Source organism: Acinetobacter sp. 12966 (assembly GCF_031196995.1).
Taxonomy (GTDB): Bacteria; Pseudomonadota; Gammaproteobacteria; order Pseudomonadales; family Moraxellaceae; genus Acinetobacter; species Acinetobacter geminorum.
The window spans coordinates 114,505-134,998 of the sequence record NZ_JAVIMC010000030.1; the positions used below are offsets into that span (position 1 = coordinate 114,505).

General features: G+C 38.2%; 19 protein-coding genes. 6 read left to right on the forward strand and 13 right to left on the reverse strand.

Annotation, left to right across the window (positions count from 1 at the left end):
- Nucleotides 1–61: 61 nt before the first annotated feature.
- From RFW85_RS06240 to RFW85_RS06265, 6 genes are read right to left on the reverse strand one after another with little or no spacing between them, the layout of a single operon-like run.
- Nucleotides 62–1,795 (reverse strand): ABC transporter ATP-binding protein, encoded by a 1,734-nt coding sequence (locus RFW85_RS06240; protein ID WP_170248497.1) that lies wholly within the window; start codon nt 1,793–1,795, stop codon nt 62–64.
- A gap of 12 nt (nt 1,796–1,807) precedes the next feature.
- Nucleotides 1,808–2,950, reverse strand: coding sequence for an ABC transporter permease (locus tag RFW85_RS06245; protein ID WP_086264575.1), 1,143 nt, complete (start codon nt 2,948–2,950; stop codon nt 1,808–1,810).
- Nucleotides 2,951–2,957: 7 nt separating this feature from the next.
- Complete coding sequence (locus RFW85_RS06250) at nt 2,958–3,896, reverse strand: ABC transporter permease (RefSeq protein ID WP_000881922.1); 939 nt, start codon at nt 3,894–3,896, stop codon at nt 2,958–2,960.
- A gap of 12 nt (nt 3,897–3,908) precedes the next feature.
- Nucleotides 3,909–5,942, reverse strand: a complete 2,034-nt coding sequence (locus tag RFW85_RS06255) for a M3 family metallopeptidase (protein ID WP_309171249.1) — start codon at nt 5,940–5,942, stop codon at nt 3,909–3,911.
- On the reverse strand, nt 5,943–7,766 hold the full coding sequence (locus RFW85_RS06260; protein WP_170248495.1) for an ABC transporter substrate-binding protein: 1,824 nt from the start codon (nt 7,764–7,766) through the stop codon (nt 5,943–5,945).
- Between the two features lie 15 nt (nt 7,767–7,781).
- Complete coding sequence (locus RFW85_RS06265) at nt 7,782–9,572, reverse strand: ABC transporter substrate-binding protein (RefSeq protein WP_170248494.1); 1,791 nt, start codon at nt 9,570–9,572, stop codon at nt 7,782–7,784.
- A 139-nt stretch (nt 9,573–9,711) separates the two neighbouring features.
- Between RFW85_RS06265 and RFW85_RS06270 the strand changes: the two genes are divergently transcribed.
- The 6 genes from RFW85_RS06270 to RFW85_RS06295 all read left to right on the forward strand — a co-directional run bounded on the left by RFW85_RS06270 (nt 9,712) and on the right by RFW85_RS06295 (nt 15,643).
- A complete protein-coding gene (locus RFW85_RS06270; RefSeq protein WP_170248605.1) occupies nt 9,712–9,825 on the forward strand; it encodes a hypothetical protein in 114 nt (37 codons plus the stop codon).
- 520 nt (nt 9,826–10,345) lie between these two features.
- A complete protein-coding gene (locus tag RFW85_RS06275; protein ID WP_216076540.1) occupies nt 10,346–13,033 on the forward strand; it encodes a TonB-dependent receptor in 2,688 nt (895 codons plus the stop codon).
- Between the two features lie 109 nt (nt 13,034–13,142).
- A complete protein-coding gene (locus RFW85_RS06280; protein ID WP_170248492.1) occupies nt 13,143–13,853 on the forward strand; it encodes an energy transducer TonB in 711 nt (236 codons plus the stop codon).
- A gap of 40 nt (nt 13,854–13,893) precedes the next feature.
- Nucleotides 13,894–14,772, forward strand: coding sequence for a MotA/TolQ/ExbB proton channel family protein (locus RFW85_RS06285; protein ID WP_081309901.1), 879 nt, complete (start codon nt 13,894–13,896; stop codon nt 14,770–14,772).
- Between the two features lie 15 nt (nt 14,773–14,787).
- Nucleotides 14,788–15,210 carry a biopolymer transporter ExbD gene (locus RFW85_RS06290; RefSeq protein ID WP_002118000.1) on the forward strand — a complete coding sequence of 141 codons (423 nt, stop codon included), beginning with the start codon at nt 14,788–14,790 and terminating at the stop codon, nt 15,208–15,210.
- Between the two features lie 19 nt (nt 15,211–15,229).
- The gene (locus RFW85_RS06295) at nt 15,230–15,643 is read left to right on the forward strand and encodes a biopolymer transporter ExbD (RefSeq protein ID WP_032057008.1); all 414 of its coding nucleotides are present in this window, start codon (nt 15,230–15,232) and stop codon (nt 15,641–15,643) included.
- A 68-nt stretch (nt 15,644–15,711) separates the two neighbouring features.
- On the opposite strand, the gene RFW85_RS06300 is transcribed toward RFW85_RS06295, so the two are convergent.
- From RFW85_RS06300 to RFW85_RS06330, 7 genes are all read right to left on the reverse strand, one after another.
- Nucleotides 15,712–16,161: an N-acetyltransferase gene (locus RFW85_RS06300; protein WP_170248491.1), complete on the reverse strand. Its 450-nt coding sequence runs from the start codon at nt 16,159–16,161 to the stop codon at nt 15,712–15,714.
- Nucleotides 16,162–16,259: 98 nt separating this feature from the next.
- Nucleotides 16,260–18,425, reverse strand: a complete 2,166-nt coding sequence (locus tag RFW85_RS06305; RefSeq protein ID WP_309171250.1) for a malate synthase G — start codon at nt 18,423–18,425, stop codon at nt 16,260–16,262.
- A gap of 460 nt (nt 18,426–18,885) precedes the next feature.
- On the reverse strand, nt 18,886–19,083 hold the full coding sequence (locus RFW85_RS06310) for a hypothetical protein (protein ID WP_309171251.1): 198 nt from the start codon (nt 19,081–19,083) through the stop codon (nt 18,886–18,888).
- A gap of 96 nt (nt 19,084–19,179) precedes the next feature.
- Nucleotides 19,180–19,350, reverse strand: coding sequence for a hypothetical protein (locus tag RFW85_RS06315; protein ID WP_171059547.1), 171 nt, complete (start codon nt 19,348–19,350; stop codon nt 19,180–19,182).
- Nucleotides 19,319–19,681 carry a hypothetical protein gene (locus RFW85_RS06320; RefSeq protein WP_000219865.1) on the reverse strand — a complete coding sequence of 121 codons (363 nt, stop codon included), beginning with the start codon at nt 19,679–19,681 and terminating at the stop codon, nt 19,319–19,321. Before RFW85_RS06320 ends, RFW85_RS06315 begins: the two co-directional genes overlap by 32 nt.
- A complete protein-coding gene (locus RFW85_RS06325) occupies nt 19,678–20,190 on the reverse strand; it encodes a glycoside hydrolase family protein (protein ID WP_195197075.1) in 513 nt (170 codons plus the stop codon). The genes RFW85_RS06320 and RFW85_RS06325 overlap by 4 nt, the downstream gene beginning before the upstream one ends.
- Nucleotides 20,174–20,449 carry a holin gene (locus tag RFW85_RS06330; RefSeq protein WP_032061915.1) on the reverse strand — a complete coding sequence of 92 codons (276 nt, stop codon included), beginning with the start codon at nt 20,447–20,449 and terminating at the stop codon, nt 20,174–20,176. Before RFW85_RS06330 ends, RFW85_RS06325 begins: the two co-directional genes overlap by 17 nt.
- Nucleotides 20,450–20,494 lie beyond the last annotated feature (45 nt).

Consider the following 20,494-nt stretch of genomic DNA (forward strand, 5'->3'; position numbering starts at 1 on the left):
TTTACCACATAAACCAAATAAAAAGGCACTCGAAAGTGCCCTTAACGACATAACTTTACGCTTATGAAACGTGTTGAATCCCTTGAGGAATCGCCTGTAATAGTCGTTTAGTATAATCATGTTGAGGATGTGCATAGAGTTCATCTGAATTAGCTATTTCAACAACCTCGCCATGATTCATGACCATAACCTGATCAGAGATATATTTCACGACCGATAAATCATGTGAAATAAAGATATAACTCAGCCCAAACTCATCTTGTAAGTCTTGCAATAAATTAAGTACTTGTGCCTGAACTGAAACATCGAGCGCAGAAACAGATTCATCACAAATTAAAATTTCAGGCTTTAGCGTTAAACAGCGTGCAATGGCAATACGTTGACGTTGTCCACCTGAAAACTCATGTGGATATCGGTAGTAAGCTTGTTCAGGTAAATTGACTCGCTCAAGCAAACTAAGCGCAATTTGTTTGCGCTCAGCATCATCTTTACCAATACCATGAATTTGCATAGGCTCTAGTAATATCTGCCCGATGGTAAAGCGTGGATTAAGAGACGCATAAGGATTTTGAAAGATGATCTGGATTTTCCGTTGATATTTAGCAAACTCTTTTTCAGTTAATGAAAGAATATCTTTACCTTCGATAAAAGCCTGCCCACCAGATGCCTGATGTAAGCGCATGAGTAATAGCCCAATGGTCGTTTTACCTGAACCTGACTCACCGACTAAACCCAAGGTTTTTCCTTTAGCAAGTTTAAAAGAAACTCCTTTAACGGCCTGAAACTCTTCTTTGCCAAATAGGCCTTTACGGCTATAAAAACTTTTTTTCAGGTCTTTTACTTCTAAGATGATTTGCTCATCACCATTTAAACCACGTTTGCGCTCGGGAATTTCTGAAACGTCAAAACTTTGTTCGACCAATACATCTTCTTCTTGACGCATAAAATCGCTCGTCACAGGCAAACGATAAGGTCGTTGTGACATTTGCGGGCGGCAATATAACAAAGCTCTCGTATATACATCTTTAGGCTGTTCAAGGACCTGATCAGCAGCACCTTGCTCTCTAATCTCGCCATGACGCATTACAATGACTTTATCTGCAATTTCACCAACCAATGCTAAATCGTGGGTAATAAAAAGCATCGACATTTGACGGCGCTTACGCAATGACTCGAGCAAATCAATAATTTGCTTTTGAATTGTGACATCAAGTGCAGTGGTAGGCTCATCAGCAATCAGCAGTTTAGGTTCACAAGCAATCGCCATAGCAATCATGACACGTTGCTGTTGACCACCCGAAAGTTGATTTGGATAAGCATCAATTTTAGTTTCAGGTGAAGGAATACCTACTTCTTTAAGCAACTCTAAAACACGTTGTCGAGCCTGTTTACGGCTCAACCCCATGTGTAAACACAAAACTTCTGCAATTTGATTGCCAACCGTAAAAACAGGATTTAATGATGACATCGGCTCCTGAAAAATCATGGCTATGTCTTTACCACAGATTTGTCGCATCTCTTTACGGGATAAGCTCAGTAAATCTTTTCCTTCAAATATAATTTTACTTTGCTCATCAATTTTGCTCTGACCGACAGGAAGTAATCCCATAGTTGCCAAAGAAGTAACCGATTTGCCGCTACCCGACTCGCCAACTAAAGCAACTGTGGTATTTGCTGGAATATCAAAGGAGATTCCTTTTACAGTTTCGATATACTTTTTGTCTTCACCTTTAAAGCTTACACGTAAATTTTCAATGTGAAGTAATGGCACATTCTTATTTTCTTGTTTTGACATTAGGGTTTCCTCTTATTTTAGTTTTGGATCTAATGCATCACGAAGAGCATCAGTAAACATAGAGAATGCAGTAACTAAAACAGCCATTGCGACAGAGGCTGCTACAAGCTGCCACCATTTGCCTAAAAGAAGTTCACTTTGTGCCTCATTTAACATGCTCCCCCAAGACACTACGCCTACCGGTACACCGAAGCCTAAGAAACTCAAAATGACTTCAGATTTAATAAAAGACACCACCAAAATTGACATCTGAACCAAAGCAATATGGCTGACATTAGGGAAAATATGAATGAACATACGACGGAAATGTCCAACACCAATTGCTTTAGCAGCCAGAACGTACTCACGTGCAGTATGCTTCATATATTCTGCACGAATTAAACGATAAACACCCGTCCAGCCCGTTAAACCTAAAATCAGAACAATGGATAAAATGCCTTTTTGTTGAAGTACGGCAGCAATAGCGAGAACTAATAATAAATATGGGATTGAGGTAAAAATGTTATAAAACCAGTTGAGAATATCATCCACCCAACCACCGAAATATCCAGAAATTGCGCCTAAAAGTGTACCAATCCCTACTGCAAGTAAAGCCGATATCACCCCAACAATAATTGAAGTTTCAGCACCTTTAATAGTTTTCTTTAAAACGTCCTGTCCCCATTTATCAGCTCCAAAGACAAGGGTACTTTTAAGCTCTGCTTGCTGATCAAGTAAATGTCCGCCCAGTTGCTGATCGATAGCTTTCATATCATCGGCTAATGGGTCAACTACACCATAATAATCAATTGCACTTCCAGCACTCTTTTCTTGTTTAATTTCAGCCTTAAGCTTGTTAATTACATCTTTTAAAGGATCAACTGGGTTTTCTGGTAATTCCTCCTCAATTGCTGCTGAATTTTGTCCAGCTTCTGTTGTCTTATCAGCTCCTATAAATGTCGGTGGTGCATAACTGACTGCAACCTCTTTATTCCAGTCAGATGCAATCACACCAGTCATTGATAGAAGCAAGATAATAAAATAAAGCAATACAATCACTAGTGATGACATCGCGATCTTGTCTGCCCGAAGACGTCGCATGGCAAGTTTCCACAAACCAGATGAATGAGCTTCAGCTTTTGTTTGTTGTTTTCTTTTTGATAAAACGCTCAGCATAGCCCACCTACTTCAACTGTACACGTGGATCAACCACTTTGTAGACCAAATCGGCAATCAGATTAAAAATCATAGTTGCTGCGGCGATGTAAACTGTAATTGCCTTAATAACAGGAAAATCACTTCGCTCAACTGCAATAATCACCTCTCGACCAATCCCGGGAATACCAAAAAAACGTTCAATTAAAAATGCGCCTATGAGCAATGCAGGTAAAGTTGACATCACGTCGGTAATAATAGGAATTGAAGCATTACGCAGTACATGTACACCTAAAATTCGGCTTTCACCTACACCTTTAGCACGTGCTGTTCGAACATAGTCCTGATTAATTTCATCAAGCACAAAACTACGATATAAACGTAAAGTCGGGGCAATACTCACCACCAGCATGATTAGAATTGGTAGTAAAGCAAACTTAAATAAATTATCAGTAAACGTGTCGCTCCAGCCTTGCACAGGAAACCAACTTAGCTGATACGCAAGAACATATTGAAAAACGATAATGTAAACTAAGATGCTGATCGACATGCCGATAGTGCATAGCATCATGACCATGCGGTCAGTTAGAGATCCACGCACCGCAGCAACAGCCAATGCCAAAATAATTGAAATAACCGTCTGTAAAATAGTCAGTGGAATTAGAAGCGTGAGTGAGGGTCCTAATCGGGTTAAAATAATTTGAGAAACAGGTTCGCCAGTACTCCAACTCGCACCATAATCAAAAGTCAGTATTTGTTTAATGAAAATCCAGAGCTGAACGTAATAAGGCTGATCGACACCTAACTGCTTACGAATGTTTTCGATCTGCTCAGGATTAGACATCTTGCCCGCTAAAATATAAGCAGGATCTCCACCTACCCAGTTAAAAAGAATAAAAATAAGTAAGACTACCCCCAACATAGTTGGAATCATCTGCCATAAACGCCGAATAACATATGCCAGCATAGTGATAATTCCTTATTTAACCCGTTGTCCGGTAATTTCGTTAAAGAATGCTTTATTGTCAGGATCACGACCGAGGAAATCTTTAACTAATTCAGCTGCTGGTTTTTGGCTACCTTGCGATAAGATCGTTTGACGGTAACGTTGCCCTACTTGTGGGTTATTAAGGTTGTCCCCATAAGCAGAAAGCATGTCTAAAGCTAAAACCTCAGACCACATATAGCCGTAATAACCGGCTTGATATCCCCCCATCAAATGCCCAAACTGTCCCGGAAATTCGGTTGTTGGTACATAACCTAAAGCTGTAGCAGCTTCCATTTTTTGCCAATTTTCTAAAGGTTTTACTTTTAATGCATCGGCAGTATGCAATGACATGTCGTACTGTGCATAAAGGGTCTGACGCGCATAACGCAAGCCACGACCATAGTTATGTACAGCTTTTAAACGGGCAATTAACTCATCGTCAACACGTGGGCAGGCTGGATCGCAATAATCGGCCACTTTAGATAAGGTTTCTTTACGGCGAGCCCACTCCTCATACATTTGAGAGGGTGCCTCTACGAAATCACGCTCTACAGAGGTTCCAGACTGACTCGCATAACGTGTATTTGACAAAATGCCGTGTAAAGCATGACCAAACTCATGGACAAAAGTTTCAAGCTCGTCACTGTTTAGCCCTTTTCGATTAAAGTTTGTGACTAGGGCTGAAACTGGTAAGCGGTTTGTTAATGTACTACCACCGTACACTCCCCAAACGGCAGCATGGCCATACTTCCCTTCACGAGGGAATTTATCCATATATAAGCCACCAAGGAGTTTTCCTGTTTTCTTATCAACTACATCGTAATATTCAACTTCATCCTGCCATGCTTTAACTTTGGCAGGTTTAAAATCAATACCATAAAGGTCAGATGAAATGGCAAACAACCATTTTTGAGCAGCTAAAGTTGGAAAATAATCACGAAGCTTTTCCTGATCAATTTGATATTTGCTCTTACGAAGTTTTTCACTCCAATAAGCTTCACTCCAACGTGTTATCTCAGTTTTTTCTAACGGCGTTTTTAATGTTTGTGCTTTAAATGCTCGGAGTTCTTCTACTTCTTTACGCTCTAGTGGTGCTACTGTTTTTTGTACTTCTGCCAAAAACTGATTTACAGCTTCGGGCGTTTTTGCCATGCGGTCTTTTAAAACCCAATCTGCATAACTTGCTTTTCCAAATAACTGTGCAAGCTCATAGCGCAAATCAATTGCCTGTTTAAGTAGTTTTAAATTTTGTTCAGTACCCCGTCGAGTAAAGGCAATTTGATATCTTTTTCGAGCATCATCATTATCTGCCAACTCCATAAAAGGACGATACTCTGGATACTCAAAACCTAATAAATAATTGCCTTTAGCATTTTTCTTTAATGCTGAAATATAACTTTGAGGTAAGCCTTTCATCTCTTCAGGAGTAAACTCAAGTTTCTCCGGATTATCACGGACGTTACGAGCATATTCTTGTTCGAGTTTAGTCAGCTCATCCAGAATAGCCTTCATTCTTGCACGCTTTACTGGCTCAAGTTGAACCCCTGTGTCTTCAAACTGATCTAAGATATCTTGACGGTATTTTTGGTCAATTGGGTCTGTTGCTTGTGTATTTTTAATTAAATTATATAGCTTCGGGTTCTGAAATATATCAGTGTGAAACTGATTAATTTTGATTTCACAGTCTTCTGCTGCTTTACGTAACTTTGCATCTGGGTCTACGTTACTATATAGACTTATAGGACCTGAGAAATCTTCAAAATGCGCAAAAATTTTATCCCACTTTGCCAATATAAATGCCGCTGCTGCATTATCTTTCACAGGCGTTTTTTCTAAATTTGAAATCTCTTTCTCAATATTTTTTAAATTCGCATCACACCATGCTGGAAGTTGCTGTGCTTTAAGTAATGGCAAAGTAGGACGTGTTGTCTCTGCCGTTGCAAATTGACTTATACCCATGGTCAACACACATAAGGTTGTCATTTTCAGTGCGTTATTTTTCATCGTATCTCCAATTTTTTTCATTTAATGATTAGATTTAGTATTTGTATCAATATCGAAATACATCCACTCTGCATGTAAAATTGGATGCTTCTTATATCCAATGATTTTTGGTTGAGCCAGCATATTCCGGTAGCGTGCATAAGCGATTTGTACAGGCATATAAACTTCTAACAACCGTGTCATTTTTCGATAAAGTGCATCTCTCTCAGGACCTGCTTGCATTTGTTGCGTTTGGCGATACAACTGATCAAACTCTGGAATAGAACCACAAGACCAGTTCGTCATATGTGTATTAGGTCCATAAAAATTCTGCATAAAATTATCCCCATCTGGATAATCGGCTATCCATGCAGAAGACCCGAACATACCGTCGCATTGTTTTTGCGCACGAATAAGATCTGCAAAGAGCATGGGTTTAAAGACCATACGGATATTCAAGCTATCAAAATTTTTCTTCCAGAGCTCAGCGCTTTGCTGCCCAATACTGTCACTACGCGCCATATATTCAATGACCAGAGGTTTTCCGTCTGGTTGCGTACGCCAACCTGAGGCATCTTTTTTATAGTGATATCTATCTAATAGTAAATTTGCTGCTTTCACCGAATATGGGGTACTGGTTCTGTATTGAGGGTCATTACCCACTACACCTGGTGGAATTGGAAAATGTAGACGCTGTGCATCATCATTTCTTACTAGTTTAATTTCTTGATCTATCGAACGAGACATCGCAATCGCACGGCGTAAAGCAATTTTTTCTTTACTCATTCCCCCAACAACTGGATTTTTAAGATTCCAATAAATATAGCTAATTTCGGGGTCAACAATGCGAGACAACTGCACACCATCTTTAGCAAGTTCAGGTCTTAGTTTGCCGTCTTTAATCGCTTTTGCGACCAATTGACCTTCAAGCTGAAATATATCAACCTCACCACGCTGAAATGCTAGCCACCGCGATTGGTTTTCTTCCATCACCTGAATATCAATTGTGCCGATTTGAGGCATTTTTTTACCTTTAAGGCGTTTTACTATTGCCTGATCTTCAGGGCTGCTGGCAGTAAAGTTCCAAGTAAAGCCGCGATAATCAGGATTCGCTTTTAAAACAATACGAGATGCTGGTACCCACTTGCTCAGCACATAAGGACCCGTACCTACAGGATGGCCCATTACATAACCAGCTTTGTCTTTATACTTTTCGATGACTTCACGTGCCACTGCACCTGTCGGGTCATGGGCCAGTAATAAAGGAAAGTTATAGTCTGGTTTAACTAAACGAATCACCAAAGTGTATTTATCAGGTGTTTGTAAACCACTAACCTTTTGATCATAGTTAAATTTTCCGGACTTATTGGCTGCTTTCACTAAAGCATCCATACCTTCAATTTTGTTTTCTAATAACCAGCTATTTGGAGAGCGCAGATTCGGGTCCAATAAACGCTTAAAAGAGTACGCATAATCATTGGCTGTTAATTCTCTAGGTTTGCCTTTAAAAACAGGGTCTGGTGTAAAATAAATTCCCTTCTTAATACGAATGGTATAGGTCAAACCATCGGCACTGACTTCTGGCATAGCGGTTGCTATTTGCGGAATAAGTTTTGCCGGCCTTGCTAAATAATCATAGGTATATAGAGTTTCAAATATCGATGTGGTTACATGCGCAGAATATAAATCATGGATATAAGCCGGGTCGAAACCTGTTTCAGCTGTTGGAAATACATAACGTAAAACTTTATTCGGATCGGCTGGGCTTTTCGCAAAAATACTTGTAGATCCCGTTAAGGCCATACTAGCGAATAGCAAGCTGATACTACAGTGCTTGAGCTTTTGTATTAAATTTTCAGTCATCATGATCTTTATCTAAAATTATTTTTTAATAGGAGTAATATCAAGATATTGCCAGTTTGTATTCATCATAGGATGGGGTTTAAAACCCTGAACTTGTGGCCGTACTAACCAGTTACGAATACGGGTTAGATGAACGATCCATGGATTATCAGCTTCAATCTGGCGATTAAGTTTTTCATAATATGGCAGGCGTTGTTGCGGTGGTAAATGAATGGCCTGAGTATAAAGGGCATCATACGTTTTGGATTGATAACAAGCATGGTTCCCCTGCCCAGCATTTGGTCCATAAAGCAACTGTGCAAAATTATCTCCTTCAGGATAGTCAGCAATCCATGCCCCACTCCAAATCATATATTTACATTGAGTTGCGGCTTTTAAGTTATCTGCAAAATTACTTACCTTAAAGTCAACTCGAATGCCAATTGCATCCAGATTCTTTTTCCAGAGTTCAGAGTGAATAACTGAGGCCGAGCTATTTTCTGTATTGATTTTTAAAATCAAAGGTTTCCCGTTTGGCTGGGTTCTATAACCATCAGCACCTTTTTTATAACCATAATAATCAAGTAATTTATTTGCTAGCAGCGGGTTATATCCTACGCTACTTTTATATTTCGGATTATAGCCATTCACACCTTCAGGTATAAACATTTCAGCCCGAACAGCTTGCCCTTTATAAGCCTGTTTTATACTTTCTTTTTGGTTGTACGACAAAGTAATTGCTCTACGAAGAGCTATCTTTTCTGGGCTAAAACCACCAATGACCGGATCACGCATGTTCATCATCGTATAGGTAATTTCAGGTTCCTTATATGGGAAGTGTTTAATTCCTCTCTTCTTAAAAGAAGCTTTAAGCTGATTTCCATCTAAAGCTTGAGGAACAGCATCTGCGGTAAGTCTGTCAAAGTCTAGTTGACCCGACTGAAACGCTAACCATCTTGACTGTTGTTCTTCAATAATACTGACCACCACCTTTCCAATTTGTGGCATTTTCTTTCCAGACATTTCCTTAACAAGCTCGTTATCCCACGGTGTTCCTGTCGACTTAAAGTTCCAGACGAAACCACGATAATCAGGATTGGCAACCAACTCGACCTTACTTCTTGGTACATATTTACTTAACATGTATGGGCCTGTGCCTACGGGATGCATACCAATACGGTCACCGTAATAATCAACAACCTCTTTAGCAACTCCGCCAAAAGTAATATAGGCAAGAATATAAGGAAAATTATAGTCTTGGCGAGTTAAGGTAAATTGTAGCGTATATCGATCAAGCGCTTTAACTCCTGCAATTGGAGCAGCATAATCAAATTTTCCAGTTTTCTTTGCTTGGGCTACAACCGCATCAGCACCTAGTAACTTACCATCAATGAATGAAACAGACGGCGCTCTATTTTTAGGATCTAGAATACGTTTAATTGTATAAACATAGTCTTCAGCCACTAACTCACGGCGTTTACCTTTAAAAGCGGGATCATTGGTAAAATAGATCCCTGGCTTAATTCTAAAAGTATAAACTTTACCGTCTTGTTCCACTTTAGGCAGGCTCTCTACTGTATAGGGAGCTAACTGTAATGGACGTGCTAGATAGTCATATTTAAGTAAAGGCTCAAAAATTGCTTCAGCAATATTAGCACTATAGAAATTGGTGGTTTTAACCATATCAAAGCCATCATCTGGGGCTTCATAGGCAACATGCAAAATTTTGTTTAGTTGCGCTGGCGTAATTGCGTAAGCACAAGGAACTGATGTAATAGCCAGACTTAAAATGGCGAGCTTAAAAAATTTTAATTTCAAGTTCATACCCACGTAATTAGTTTTTTAAAAGATATTATCCTTTTGAGTAACATCTAAATCTGCATAAGAAAAGTTCTTTTTCAACAGATAAGCCTATTTGGGCTTAATTCTTTACTTTTCTATGAGCCTTTTTATTTGAACAAATGGAAAAATAAAGTCAGAAACCCAATCTTTTGTAACTACTGCAAATAAAGCGAATTTCATGCCATTTATTAATATTCATCACAAAATAATTAATAATATTAGAAATTCATATTTTTATTAGGTACTTAAAATGGTTTGAACTATATAAATAAAAGTAACTTTTTGCCAAAAATTATCTTTGCATATGTTAATCATCTAATACCTTAAATGCACAAATAAAATACATTAAAAATTAATTATGTTCCACATTAGATCAAGCTAACCCCATACATAACCACCATTCAATATATTGATTTATAATAAAAATATAACTCAAAGACATAGCAATAAATATTATAACATTACATCTTAAAAGGCTCTAAAACGATACATTTTTATTTAATAAGCATGTGAAGAGTCTAGTAATGTATATTTTTTACACAAATAAATTTGAAACTTTTAGCCAACATTAAAAAATTTTCCAAACGGAAAATTTATTTTTGTTTAATAAAAGATGAATCGACTTACCAAACCATAATAAAATCAATATATATCAATATCTTGCATAAACTAAAAAAAGAAAAATATATAGTTGGCACTTGCTTTGCTTAAAAACTTTCCAGCAATATCGCTAACGACAACAAAAAGGGATCAAATCCACGATGAAAAAAAAATACAATGTTCGATCTCAGGCAACCCCCAAGATCAGCAAAACAATTCTTAAATTAAGCACCCTTAGTTTAAGTATGATGTGTCTTACCCTGGCACAGGCAGCAGAAACTGAACAATCAAATACTGATGAAAAACCAACAAAAGTCGTAAAAGTTGCCGTTACAGGTTCTTCAATCAAAGGAGTTGCAGCACAAAGTGCTTCCCCCATTACCATCGTAAAAGTTGATGAAATCTTAAAACAAGGGGTAACAACAACAGAGGAAGCATTAGCAAAGATCAGTGCAAACCAATCGAACTTTGTGACTGCAAGTAATGTAGGCGCAAGTAAGACGGTGGGTTCAGCAGCGAACCTTAGAGCCTTAGGTGCCAATAAGACACTTGTTTTACTTAATGGCCGTCGATTGGCTGCAAACGCCTATGACAGTGGCGTTACCAACTTAAATATTATTCCACTCGCAATGTTAGACCGTATTGAGGTTTTACGAGATGGTGCCTCTTCCATTTATGGTACTGATGCAATTGGCGGGGTAATTAACTTCATTACCAAAAAACAGTTTACAGGACTTAATCTGACTGCTGGCTATCAAAAACCAGAACAAAAAGGCGGTGAGCAACAAGACTACAGTATCTTTGGCGGCTTCGGTGATTTAGATGAAAATGGCTACAATGTTTTTGGTGTTGTGGACTATCGCAAAGGCGGTGATGTCATGGCCAAAGACCGTAAAGTTAGTCGACGTGGAGGCATATTACCTGAATTAGGAATCCATAAAACTAGTAGTGGTTCATTCCCTGCCAATGTACCTGGATTAGGTAATCCCTATGCATCTACAGGTTGTGGTAATAACCCTCTAGTAGAGACTGATGGTCAAATTTGTAAATATAACAGCCAAGCAGTAATTGGTATTGTTCCAGAGACAGAAGACATCTCAGCTATGGGCCGAGCTACATTTAAACTGAACGATAACTTTAATGCGATTGCAGAATATTTATATGCAAGAAATGAAGTTACAACGTCAGTCGCACCAGATGTATTTTTTGATTTGACGCTTGATCCTAGTAGTAAATATTATCCAGGTAAAGGAATCACTCCAGCTTTAGCAGGCGCTACTGGAACTATCCCTCTATATCTACGTTCACAATCGGGTAATCGTGTAAGTAATAGTATTAATCAATCACATAGATTATTTGCGGGTATTGAGGGTGAAACTCATGGTTGGGATATTAACTCCGGGGTTACCTATGCTCATAGTAGTGCATCGGATGCTATCGTAAGTGGCTATTTAAATTTTGATAAAACACAAGAAGCTTTAAACAATGGTATTTTAAACCCATTCGGACCACAAAACCCTGAAGATGCTAATGTATGGAATGAGTTAGGAGTTGAAGGTAAATACTTAAAAGCTAACCTAGATACAACTACTGTCGATTTCACTGCAAGTAGACCTATATTTAAATTACCAGCAGGAGAAGTGGCTTTTGCAGTTGGAGCAAGCTATCGTTATGAAGATTGGACCTCAAAAGTCGTTACTGATGTTGCCCGAGTTGCACCTAGTACAGGCGTAGATCCTGATGAACCAGTAAATACTGGCGATCGTAATATTAAATCGGTATTTACCGAATTTCATATCCCCCTTCATAAAACTTTAGAAGCTCAAATCGCTGCTCGTTATGATGACTACAACGATTTTGGCGATACGTTTAATCCAAAATTTGCACTTCGTTGGGAACCTATTAAACAGTTAATGTTCCGTACGACTTATAGCACGGGCTTCAGAGCTCCCACACTTTGGGAAGTGAATGGACCAAACTCAGTAACCAATACAGGTGGATACTATTATGATCCCGTACTCTGCCCAGGTAATGTATTAAAACCAGGTGGTGTAAGAGAACGTGATTGTAATATGCAATTTGATAGACAAAATGGGGGAAATAAAAGTCTTGATCCGGAAGAGTCAAAGTCTTTTACTGCTGGCTTAGTATTTGAACCAATTAAAAATTTAGCCTTGACTCTCGACTATTTCAATATTGAAGTAGACAAGCAAATTGCTACGCTTTCAGAAACTGCTATTTTTGATGACCCTGTGAAATATGCAGACAAATTTGTACGTAATCCTGATGGTTCATTAGATTATATTATTACAACACAACAAAATTTAGGTGGAATTAAAACATCTGGTTTCGATGTGGGCTTAAGTTGGGTTTCTCCAATGACTGCTACAGGTCGTTTTGGTTTCAATATCGATGGAACATATATTACGGATTACAAATATCAAGCCGAGCAAAATGGTGAATGGAAAAGTGTTGCAGGCACTTATAGCGGTCTAGACTACCAAGCTATTATTCTTCGCTGGAAACATACTGCAAACCTAAATTGGAATTATGAGAATTGGGCTTTAAACCTACAACAAAATTTTTCACGCGGTTATGAGGATCAAAATTCAAGTTCTTCAGTTAAGGCAGACTATCGAAATCACAAAGTGAGCGACTATACAACCTATAATATTTCAGGCACCTACAAAGGTTTCAAAAATCTAGAAGTTACAGCAGGCATTAAGAATATCTTTGATGAAGACCCTCCTGCGTCAAATGTTGGTGACAACTTCCAAATGGGATATGACCCACGTTATGCCGATCCTTTAGGACGTACTTACTTTGTACGAGGTACATATAAGTTCTAAATGGTTGTTCTGCAAATATAACTCTCAACGGTTAGTTTGCAGAACAAATACTCACTCTTAGCCAAACAGTCATTTTAAAAATTGTTTGTCTACAGTTTCAGGAGTAACTATGGGCATGACTTTTACAGACATAGAAAATAAATCTGCCAAACGCTTAATTGGTATTGCTGCAGTCATTTTTCTGCATCTTCTTGTTGCCTATATTCTGATGTCAGGTTTAGCAAACAATATTCAAAAACCAGCAGAAAAACCTGTGGAATTACAAATTATTCAGGATATTAAGCCACCTCCTCCACCAAAGCCGGAAGAGACAAAACCTAAGGAAAAACCACCTGAGCCACCAAAAATGGTAGAAAAAGTTGCCAAGGTTCCTGAGCCAGTGAAACAGGTCGAAAAAGTGATACCTGTACAAAAAACAACTCCAGTAACTCAACCAACTAAAGTGGCTACCCCAGCTCCCGCGGCACCTAGTACCCCATCTCCAAGCCCTGTTGCTGCACCTGCTCCAGTGGCTGCTGCGCCGGCACCAAAACCAGCTGGTGTGAGTCGTGGTGTTTCAGAGGGTTCAGCTGGCTGTGAAAAACCAGAATATCCACGCGAAGCACTTATGAATGAAGAACAAGGTACGGTGCGCATACGTGTTTTAGTTGATACATCCGGCAAAGTTATTGATGCCAAAGTAAAAAAATCGAGTGGTAGCAAAATTTTAGATAAGACGGCCACTAAAGCTTACAGCTTATGTACGTTTAAACCAGCAATGAAAGATGGCGTACCTCAGCAAGACTGGTATGAAATTGAATATCCATTTGTAATTGAATAAACAATTGAATTAGCAAGAAATTAAAAAATATTGGAGATATATGATGAAAAAATCAACTCAACCCTTAGTTCGTTTCGCTTCTGCAAGTTTAATAGCAGCATGCTCTTTACTTCCATTAAGCTCGGTTTTTGCAGAAGAAACTAATACTCCAGTTGCAACAGCAACCGCTGAGACAACTTCAAATGCTGCAACTCCTACTCCACCACCAAAGCCAGCAACGAGTGAAACTGTTAAAAACCCATATGGCCTAGAAGCGCTTTGGCGTGAAGGTGATTTAGTTGCTAAGTCTACTTTATTTATATTAGTACTCATGTCGATTGGAACTTGGTACATCATCATCTCTAAACTATTGCAGCAAGGTAAAGTCAAACGCCAAGGCAAAGAAGCTGAAAAACATTTCTGGGAAGCGACTTCCCTTGATAATGCTGCAGAAGGTTTAGAACAAAGTAGCGCTTATCGCTTTATTGCAGAAAAAGGCATTAATTCAACTAAATCACATGGCGGTTCTTTACTTGAACGAATCGATTTTAATACATGGGTGAGCATTTCAATTCAACGCGCAATTGAGAAAATACAAAATCATTTAGGTGGTGGTTTAGCCTTTTTAGCAACAGTAGGTTCTACCGCACCATTTGTTGGTCTTTTTGGTACGGTCTGGGGAATTTATCATGCATTAACAGCCATCGGTATCTCAGGTCAAGCATCTATCGATAAAGTTGCAGGGCCCGTTGGTGAAGCTCTTATTATGACAGCGATTGGTCTTGCAGTCGCAGTACCTGCTGTACTTGGTTACAACTGGCTTACTCGCCGCAATAAAGCAGTTATGGAAAATGTCCGTTCATTTGGTTCAGATTTACACGCGGTTTTATTAAGCGGTGAAATTAATACCAATAATTCAGTTAATCGCAGTATTAAATAATCAGGAGCAAACATTATGGGTATGAGTGTTGGTTCTGAAGATGATGACGAAATGATTGGCACAATTAACACGACACCTTTAGTTGATGTCATGTTGGTTTTACTTATTATTTTTCTTATTACTATTCCGGTAGTCACACATACGGTTCCAGTGAAACTACCAGAAGAAAAAAATACTCCATATGCAACCACGCCTGAAAATATTCAACTGTCAGTAAATAAGAAAGGCGATATTTTCTGGAACGAAAGTTATGTGCCTAGTAAAGAAATATTGCTGGCAAAACTTCAAGCAGTTGCACAAAAACGACCTCAGCCAGAAGTTCATATCCGGGGTGATCAGCTTACCCATTTTGAAGCGATAGATCAGGTCATTAGTACGACCAAAGAAGCTGGTATTGGCAAAATTGCTTTTGTTACTACCCCTCCAGCTTCCCCGTAATTAACTTAAGGAGAATTTTATGGGTATGAATGTCGGTTCAAATAATGATGATGATGTGATGTTGGAAGTCAACATGACACCCCTTATTGATGTCATGCTGGTACTCATTATTATGTTTATTATTACCATACCTACACCAAACAACGCGATTAATATTAATTTGCCAAATGGCACACCGCCACCAACAAATGAAAAGCCACCTGAAGTGATTGATGTAAGAATTGATGCAGTAGGCAAAGTATTTTGGAATAACCAAGAGGTTTCTGACCGAAAGGCACTAGAGACTTTATTTCAAGGTGTTGTTGCTAAAAAAGATCAAGACCAGATCAAACTCAAACCAGACCAGATGGCTGAATATAAGAATGTAGCGATGGTCATGGCTACAGCACAACGTTTAGGTGTCACTAAAATTGGAATTGTGAGCAGTAACTAATATTGCTTTTCAATATATTTAATTCTATTAACTCCTGCGCTAACTTGAATCTTCAGTTAGCGTTTTTTTTAATTATAAATATTCAACTCTAAAATAATATCTCCACACTCATCATATTCTCCAGTTTCTTGAAAACCCTTTCTTTTATAAAGTTTTCCAGCCACATAGTTGGATGATTTATACATTGTTCGAATACGCTTAGCTCCTTTTGCAGCCATTTCATCAATTGCCATTTGCAACGCTAAGGTACCATAACCTTTAGCTTGATGATCTTTGCCAATCATAAATCGAAACAACCAAAATAATGTCTCATCAGGGGGATCAATTTCCACACAATACATTAAGAACCCAACCACCTCATCATTAAAACAGATCACTCTTGGGCAATAGTGTTCCTCGACTTTAGACTCAGCAATAGAATATACATTTGATGCGACATAGTCCTTTTGAGAATCATCTAATGATAATTTTGCGCATAGAAGCCAATTCTCACGATCGAGATCTTTTAGACTAATCAAATTCAAAACCTTTTAGCTATAAATTCCATTTCTATAAGCACAAAATATACCGAAAATAAAAAAGCCTCCGAAGAGGCTTTTTTCAAAACAGGATGAAATTAATCACCTGTATAACCCTTTAACTTCAAACGAGCAGCATGAAGTAAAGGCTCAGTATAACCAGAAGGCTGTTCACAACCTTTGAAGATAAGATCAGAAGCTGCTTGGAAAGCAATATTTGTTTCAAAGTTAGCTGCCATTGGTTTATACAATGGATCATTCGCATTTTGCTCATCAACAATTTTTGCCATGCGTTTAAGCACTTCTTCAACTTGTTCACGAGTCACAATACCGTGACGTAACCAGTTCGCAACGTGTTGAGAAGAAATACGTAATGTTGCACGGTCTTCCATTAAGCCCACGTTGTTAATATCAGGGACTTTCGAACAACCTACACCTAAGTCAACCCAACGAACAACATAACCTAAAATACCTTGGCAGTTATTTTCAAGCTCATTATTAATCTCTTCTGCTGACCAGTTTGTTTCTGGTGCAAACGGCGGGGTTAACAAGTCATTTAATGACAACATTTCTTCAGCTTTTAACTGATCTTGACGTGCTTTTACATTCACTTGATGATAATGCATGGCGTGAAGTACCGCACCAGTTGGAGATGGAACCCAAGCACATGAAGCACCAGCATTTGGATGTGCAGCTTTAGTTGCTAACATATCTTTCATGCTATCTGGTTTTGGCCACATGCCTTTACCAATCTGTGCTTTACCTTGTAAACCACATTTCAAACCAATTGCAACGTTACGGTTTTCGTAAGCAGCAATCCATTTTTGTGTTTTAACCGCTTCTTTACGAACAACTGGCGCAGCTTCCATAGAAGTATGGATTTCGTCACCCGTACGGTCCATAAAGCCAGTATTAATAAAGATCGTACGGTCTTTTGCAGCAGCAATACAGTTCTTCAAGTTTACAGACGTACGGCGCTCTTCATCCATAATACCGATTTTTAACGATTTAGTTGGTAATCCAATCGCCTTTTCAGCACGCTCAAATAACTCTACAGCAAATGCAACTTCTTCAGGACCATGCATTTTTGGCTTAACAATATACATAGAACCTTTACGAGAGTTTTTATTTTCGTTTGTACTACGGATATCAGCAATTGATAACAATGGAGTTACCAATGCATCCATAATACCTTCAAAAATTTCTTCGCCGTCTACCAAAATAGCTGGGTTAGTCATTAAGTGACCTACGTTACGAAGTAACATAAGTGAACGACCATGAAGTTTTGTTGTACCACCAATTAAGTTTTTAATTTCGCGATCTTTATTTAGATCACGAACAATCGTTTTACCGTTCTTTTCAATAGATTCTTGAAGTGTACCCTTCATTAAACCCAACCAGTTACGGTAACCTTCAACTTTTTCTTCTGCATCAACAGCAGCAACAGAATCTTCCAAATCTTGAATTGTGGTAACTGCCGCTTCAAATGTTAAATCTTTAACACCCGCTGAATCAGTTTGTCCAATTGGGCTATTTGCATCAATTTCGATAATGACATGAAGACCATTACTTAAAAGTACAACTTCTGAAGGATTTGCTTCTTCACCATTGAAACCAACGAACTGAGCTTCATGGGCTAAACCTGTTTTTGAACCATCTTTCAAAGTTACAACAAGTTTATTTTGCTCAATTGCATATTTTGTTGCATCTGCATGTGAACCTTGAGCAAGCGGGAAAACTTCATTTAAGAAATTCTTAGCGAACTCAATAACTTTTGCACCACGAACAGGATTATATCCTTTACCCTTTTCAGCTCCACCTTCTTCAGAAATTACATCGAAGCCATAAAGTGCATCATATAAAGAACCCCAACGGGCATTTGCTGCATTTAAGCAATAACGTGCATTACGTACAGGTACAACTAACTGTGGTCCTGCCAACAACGCAATTTCTTCGTCTACGTTTTCAGTAGTAATTTGAAAATCTTCAACTTCTGGCAATAAATAACCAATTTCAGTTAAGAACGCTTTATAAGCACCTAATTCAAATTTGTTGTTACGGTGCCATTCATCAATTTTTGCTTGTAATTCATCACGCTTAGCCAATAATGCTTTATTTTTTGGGCTAAGATCGACAACAACTTGCTCAAAGTTCTTCCAGTAAGTTTCACTATCTAAACCAGAACCTGGTAAAGCTTCATTTTCGATAAAATCGTAAAGTTCTTTAGCAATCGCTAACTTGCCTTTTTGAATACGTGCAGTCATTGTCTTTCCTGAAGTTGCTACTTTTTATACCAAGAGAATCCTAGTATACCGATTTAAATTAAGCTGAATACTAATATCACATTCCTAAATAGTAAGCATTTTCCCTTGCAAAACTATTGACAAAGATAAAGTTTTCTATATAGGAAATATTATAATTCTAACTAGGATTCCCAACAATTTATTCAATATTTAAAGATACCGAAACTAGACTTTTTGTTAACAGACAAAAAAATTTCACTATCTTGTTTTTCTAAAGCGTATTTAGTTATATCAAACTTTACAGCGTGAAAAAGCACTATTTAACTAAATTTATCAATTTTTGTTGTAAAAAAAGCGCCCAATTTAGAGCGGTTGTTACTTATGTAAATCAGTAGGTTAAATAAAATTGCTACACTTTTGTTGCACTATTTTTTAAAACTGCATTTGTCTTGTTTTACGTATTTTTAAACCACATTCAAAATTATTTTAAATCTACTTTAATGGGAAGCTCCCAACGGCGTCTATTAAATGTCACGGTTCCATCAATGCTTATTGGTAATTGATTGCCGTTGTAGTCGAAAACCTTTAAAACTTTACCGCCTTTGTTTACCTCAGCAAGCAAATTACACGAATGCTCAAGCTTTCCAACTTCTGTGACCATAATCATTAATTGCTGCATGATAAAACCTCGAGAGAATACAGTTGAGAATAATTTTGCTCAAAATGTGCAATTATCCAGATTATTGAGCAAATAATTGCACATTAATAAAGGATCTTACTCAAGAGCCTTCACAATCGCACCGTGTCTTGCTTTGCAATCATTATATTTTGCAACTGTATCAACTGACCAGATCATTAAATCTTTTCCAGTTGTACCCTTAATTTCACTTAAATTAGGGCATGGCTGAATGAGATTAGCTGGTATTGCCGGCTTTAATGAGTTCATTGAGTTGCTGCATCCCGTCATCATCAATACAGCTAGACTTATAAACAGGACGCTCCACGATCTTTTGCACTTCACGCTCAATATATTCGACTTTGGTGTTTTGCTCTGCTTTGACTTTTTCATAGTCTGCGCTCACTTTATTGATCTGATTTTGCTTTTCGGCAAGGGCCTCTAAGTTTTTCTTTTCAATTTTCTGGATCTGCGACAAACACTTTTGATCGGCTTGGTTAATTTTTCCAGCTAAGTGGTTTGTGTACCCAATCTGGATTAAGTAAAGAACTGACAAAACAATGATTAATGACCAGCGCTTATTGTTTAAAATCCATGTCATGAATTAACCCCTATACATTTCGCGTGTCGTTCAAGCTGTCTGGTCCAAACTCCATAGCAGCCATTTTTACGAATTGAGCAATCACGCTTTGCAACGAATTTATACTTAAGTAATGAGTCACAAGCTGCTCTGTATTTACCTAGTTTTAAGTTTTTAAGAATTGATGATTTTGCGAATGTAGGTACACCGTATTGATAAGAAAAATCCAAATAAAGATCATATTCAGTTTGTGATAATTTCACGCCCTTCAATGAATCTTTAAATGCAACTTCACGTTTAGCCACATCATTACGCAACCATTTATCTGCGGTAGCGCGTGTAATAGGTGGATCCGTCATTTTTACGGGTGAGCCATCTGGTTTGAATGTTGAACCATGGCCCTGTGTTGGACGATCCCCTTTGACGGGTATTACTGGCTTTGATGTAAACCCTTCATCGTTTTTTACGCCCACAAAAAAAGCAGCCGAAGCTGCTAAGAATGCTGCGAAATATTTAGTCTTGTTTGACATTACAGTCACCTTTTAACTTTTCGATCCGAAGTTCATATTCAGCCTTTCTTAATTTGTGCTCGACTCTCTCACGGCGATTACGGGCAATTGCAAAATAAATTTGAATAACCAAACCAAGTGCCGCAATAAATAAACCACCCCACGCAATAACATCAATTTTGGCTATAAATCCGATAAACGACCCCACACCAGTAGTTGCTGTTACTTTTTGCGTTATTGTTGCTGCCGTAACCCCAACGGCAGACTGAGTTTCAGACATTTTATTTCTCCAGAATTTCGCAATAAAAAAGCACCCGGTTGGGTG

What these genes read in the sequence shown, in the direction of transcription:
- RFW85_RS06240 (WP_170248497.1), bottom strand. Translation starts at nt 1,795, where the DNA reads ATGTCAAAACAAGAAAATAAGAATGTGCCATTACTTCACATTGAAAAT.
- RFW85_RS06245 (WP_086264575.1), bottom strand. Translation starts at nt 2,950, where the DNA reads ATGCTGAGCGTTTTATCAAAAAGAAAACAACAAACAAAAGCTGAAGCT.
- RFW85_RS06250 (WP_000881922.1), bottom strand. Translation starts at nt 3,896, where the DNA reads ATGCTGGCATATGTTATTCGGCGTTTATGGCAGATGATTCCAACTATG.
- RFW85_RS06255 (WP_309171249.1), bottom strand. Translation starts at nt 5,942, where the DNA reads ATGAAAAAAATTGGAGATACGATGAAAAATAACGCACTGAAAATGACA.
- RFW85_RS06260 (WP_170248495.1), bottom strand. Translation starts at nt 7,766, where the DNA reads ATGATGACTGAAAATTTAATACAAAAGCTCAAGCACTGTAGTATCAGC.
- RFW85_RS06275 (WP_216076540.1), top strand. Translation starts at nt 10,346, where the DNA reads ATGAAAAAAAAATACAATGTTCGATCTCAGGCAACCCCCAAGATCAGC.
- RFW85_RS06280 (WP_170248492.1), top strand. Translation starts at nt 13,143, where the DNA reads ATGGGCATGACTTTTACAGACATAGAAAATAAATCTGCCAAACGCTTA.
- RFW85_RS06285 (WP_081309901.1), top strand. Translation starts at nt 13,894, where the DNA reads ATGATGAAAAAATCAACTCAACCCTTAGTTCGTTTCGCTTCTGCAAGT.
- RFW85_RS06290 (WP_002118000.1), top strand. Translation starts at nt 14,788, where the DNA reads ATGGGTATGAGTGTTGGTTCTGAAGATGATGACGAAATGATTGGCACA.
- RFW85_RS06295 (WP_032057008.1), top strand. Translation starts at nt 15,230, where the DNA reads ATGGGTATGAATGTCGGTTCAAATAATGATGATGATGTGATGTTGGAA.
- RFW85_RS06305 (WP_309171250.1), bottom strand. Translation starts at nt 18,425, where the DNA reads ATGACTGCACGTATTCAAAAAGGCAAGTTAGCGATTGCTAAAGAACTT.
- RFW85_RS06310 (WP_309171251.1), bottom strand. Translation starts at nt 19,083, where the DNA reads ATGCAGCAATTAATGATTATGGTCACAGAAGTTGGAAAGCTTGAGCAT.
- RFW85_RS06315 (WP_171059547.1), bottom strand. Translation starts at nt 19,350, where the DNA reads ATGAACTCATTAAAGCCGGCAATACCAGCTAATCTCATTCAGCCATGC.
- RFW85_RS06320 (WP_000219865.1), bottom strand. Translation starts at nt 19,681, where the DNA reads ATGACATGGATTTTAAACAATAAGCGCTGGTCATTAATCATTGTTTTG.
- RFW85_RS06325 (WP_195197075.1), bottom strand. Translation starts at nt 20,190, where the DNA reads ATGTCAAACAAGACTAAATATTTCGCAGCATTCTTAGCAGCTTCGGCT.
- RFW85_RS06330 (WP_032061915.1), bottom strand. Translation starts at nt 20,449, where the DNA reads ATGTCTGAAACTCAGTCTGCCGTTGGGGTTACGGCAGCAACAATAACG.